This window comes from Oceanispirochaeta sp. (genome assembly GCF_027859075.1).
GTDB lineage: Bacteria > Spirochaetota > Spirochaetia > DSM-2461 > DSM-2461 > Oceanispirochaeta.
In genome coordinates, this window is the sequence record NZ_JAQIBL010000227.1 from 1 (window position 1) to 3,590 (window position 3,590).

Here is a 3,590-nt window from a genome sequence, read left to right on the forward strand (position 1 = left end):
TAAAAGTAGTTGCTGTCGTCATAGCCTGTTGTGAAGGCATTTTCAGTGATGTTCAGATCGGTCTGTTTTAGAAGGGAACAGCCTCGTCGGATTCTCTGTCTGAGATGATACTCAAGAGGAGGTACCCCCGTCACCCTTCTAAAATGGCGGTTCAGTGAACTGATGGACATACCCGTTTCCTCTTTCAAAGTTTTGAGAGTGATCTTTTCTGCCAGATGGTGTTCCAGATAACTCAAGCCCCGGGCTATGCGGAGGAGCTCCCTGTTCTGGAGGCTTTCCGAGCTGTCATAACAGCGGCTTAGAAAACCGATGAGTTCCATAAAAAGAAGGGCGGCCATATATCTGTATCCCTTCTGATGTGCTTTATACTCCAATTCGATCCGGTCTAAAAGGCTGCTGACTTTCAAAAAATCATCCGGCTTCACCTTGAGGCTGCTGGCAAAATTATGCAACTGCCGGTATTGGGGTTCAAGATGAAAAAGAGCCTGATAGCCCGGGATATAGGAAATATCCATAAAGGGGAGAGGCAACCGGTCCATGCGGAACAACAGGTTCACCAGACAGAGGTCCTCTATCTCTTTGTAGCCATGACTTGTGGCTCCCTGAATGACGAATACATCTCCTGCATTAACCCGGTAATCACGCTCCTTTGTGAAGTGTACGCCTGTTCCGCTCAGGACAATGACCAGTTCGGAGAAGTCATGATTGTGCAGCGGGTAGGGAATCTGGGGGCTCCGGCGGATGAGTTTTATAGGTTCTTCTTCAGAATCGAAGAAATCAGGGCGGTTCAGCTGAAACATGTGACCTCCAGGAGCTGACAATATTGTGCTAATAAATGAGTTAATCGTCAAGGTTTAAATCCCGGGGGCGCCCTAAAATGAATGAATCGGAGGATCAGATATGAAAGAAAACACACAGAAGATGTATGATATGGCGAAGGCAATGTATGCCGAGCTGGGTGTAGATACGGATAAAGCCATGGAGTCCCTGAAAAAGGTTTCCCTCTCCCTGCACTGCTGGCAGACAGACGATGTCGGGGGGTTTGAAACCCCGGATGCCGAACTCTCTGGCGGTGGAATTCAGGTCACTGGGAATTACCCTGGAAAATCAGGGAGCATAGCAGAAATGAGAACAGACCTGGACAAGGCTTATTCCCTCATACCCGGTCAACACCGGCTGAATCTTCATGCCATCTATGGAGAGTTTAAGGGGGGCAAGATTGATCGGGATGAAATCGGTCCGGAGCATTTTGAAGGCTGGGCAGCCTGGGCCAAAGAACGCAAAATCGGGCTGGATTACAACGGAACCTTCTTTTCCCACCCCATGGCGGAAAGCGGATATACCCTGTCCAGCAAGGACAAAAATATTCGGGAGTTCTGGATCCGACATGGCAAGAAGAGCCGGGAGGTCGCCGCCTATTTCGGCCGCGAACTGGGGACTCCCTCCATCATCAATACATGGATTCCCGACGGGTCCAAAGACCTGCCCGTGGACAGAGCAGGGTACCGGGAAATTCTGAAGAACTCCCTGGATGAAGTCTTTGCCAAAGATTTCCCTGCCTCTGAAATGAAAGATGCCGTGGAAACAAAACTCTTCGGCATAGGCAGTGAAGCCTTTGTGGTCGGCTCCCACGAGTTTTACATGAGCTATGCCATGAAGCGGAATAAGATGGTCTGTCTGGATCTGGGACACTTTCACCCTACCGAGCTCATTGCTGACAAACTCTCCTCTCTCTATCAGTTCTTTGACGAATTACTCCTTCATGTGAGCCGTCCAGTGAGGTGGGACAGTGATCATGTGGTGATCCTCAATGATGACATCCGTTACCTCACAGAAGAGATTGTGCGCTGCGGACGTATTGCTGACACCCATATCGGACTGGACTTCTTTGACGGGACCATGAACCGCATCGGTGCCTACGCCATCGGCTCCAGAGCCACCCTGAAAGGACTTCTTATGGGTTACCTCGAACCTTCGGACACGCTGAAAAAGTACGATGCCGATGGCAATGCCTTTGCCCGTCTGGCCCTGCTGGAACAGTTGAAGACTATGCCTGTTGGAGCCGTTTGGGACTATTACTGTGAGCAGATGAATGTACCCACCGAGGGCCGTCTCATTGCAGAAGTCATGGATTATGAAAAAACAGAACTGGAAGGACGATCCTGATGAGCATGACAGAATTGATTGAAGTCACCCGGCGTTATGGGGGGAATCCCGACTATGTTCTGGCCGGGGGAGGGAATACCTCACTGAAGCAGAAGGGTGTGATGTATGTGAAAGCCTCGGGAACCACCATGGGCGAGATAGACGAAACTGGTTTTGTTCAAATGGACCAGGCCCGTCTGGACCGGCTCTGGACGGTTGATTATCCTGTAGACCAGGAGGAACGGGAAGAGAGAGCCCTTGAGGATCTTATGAAGGCCCGCCTGGAGGGAGAAACGGCCCGTCCCTCGGTGGAAACACTGCTTCACTGCTTTGTTCCTTTTAAATATGTAGTACACACCCATCCTGCCATGGTCAACGGCATGACCTGCTCCCGGAGAGGACAGGCCTGGGCGGAAAAAGAACTGGGAGACCGGGTCCTCTGGATTCCTGTGGTCAATCCCGGTTATATCCTGGCCAAATATGTGAAAGACAGGGTGGATGAGCGTCTGGCTGCAGGAAAGAAATTTCCTGACTTTATCATGCTTCAAAACCATGGTGTCTTTACCGGTGGTGATACTATTGAAGATGTGGATCAGCGCTATCAGTTTTTAATGGGCAAGCTGGAAGAATCCATCCTGATCACCCCCGATATGGCAGAAGAGCCCGTGGATATGACCGTTTCAGATGTCTTGAAATCGGCTGTGCAGAAAGCTTATGGCAAAGATGCAGGGTTTGAATTCATGAACATCAGACAGTGCCGGGATTGGTTGAAATCACCAGAGGATGCGGCACTCGTATTTACGGCACTGACTCCTGATCATATCGTGTATATGGGGCATGAGCCTTTGTGGATTCCTGAAGGGGATGATGAGGCAATGACCGAATCCCTGGTCCAGGGAGTGGGTGCGTATGAAGCAAAGTATGGGAAAAAGCCCAAGACTCTCCTGGTCCAGAACCAGGGCATCGTCTCCTGCGGTGTCAATTCCAAAGAAGCGTCTCTGTCGGGGATACTTTTCCGGGATGCCGTAAAGGTTGCAGTCCTGAGTGAGAATTTCGGTGGAATACAGTTTATGCCTCAGGACAAGATTGATTTTATCAATACCTGGGAAGTCGAGAAGTACCGGGCTCAGAAGAGCATTTGATGGAAAAACCCGGGTAGAGCCCGGGTTTCCCTGGTTTTAAAGGGTTATCACCTCATAGCCCTGGCTTATCCAGGGTTCCATGGGGGGATGTCCTGCCATATCCGAGATCAAGGGTAGATCCTGGGCTTCCGCTTCTTCCAGGGTTCCCATTTGATGGCAGCAAGCCCGGCAGACCCCTGCGAGAAGTCCCTTGGCAATGATTTTAGTATACAGAGTGTGCTGAGGATGGGAAGGTTCTTTCAGGGCTCCCACAAGGGAACAGGCATTCCCTTCGATAATCAAACCGGTTTCATATCCTTTTTC

4 protein-coding genes are annotated in these 3,590 nt (G+C 50.4%); 2 read left to right on the top strand and 2 right to left on the bottom strand.

The window, feature by feature from the left end:
• On the bottom strand, positions 1 to 800 hold an 800-nt coding region (locus PF479_RS12605; protein ID WP_298007124.1), incomplete at its 3' end, for a helix-turn-helix domain-containing protein.
• 100 nt (positions 801 to 900) lie between these two features.
• Between PF479_RS12605 and PF479_RS12610 the strand changes: the two genes are divergently transcribed.
• Both PF479_RS12610 and PF479_RS12615 read left to right on the top strand, forming a co-directional pair.
• Positions 901 to 2,166, top strand: coding sequence for an L-rhamnose isomerase (locus tag PF479_RS12610; protein ID WP_298007127.1), 1,266 nt, complete (start codon positions 901 to 903; stop codon positions 2,164 to 2,166).
• A complete protein-coding gene (locus tag PF479_RS12615) occupies positions 2,166 to 3,287 on the top strand; it encodes a class II aldolase/adducin family protein (RefSeq protein WP_298007130.1) in 1,122 nt (373 codons plus the stop codon). Before PF479_RS12610 ends, PF479_RS12615 begins: the two co-directional genes overlap by 1 nt.
• A gap of 36 nt (positions 3,288 to 3,323) precedes the next feature.
• On the opposite strand, the gene PF479_RS12620 is transcribed toward PF479_RS12615, so the two are convergent.
• Positions 3,324 to 3,590 (bottom strand): hypothetical protein (locus PF479_RS12620; RefSeq protein WP_298007132.1); only part of this gene is annotated, 267 nt, incomplete at its 5' end.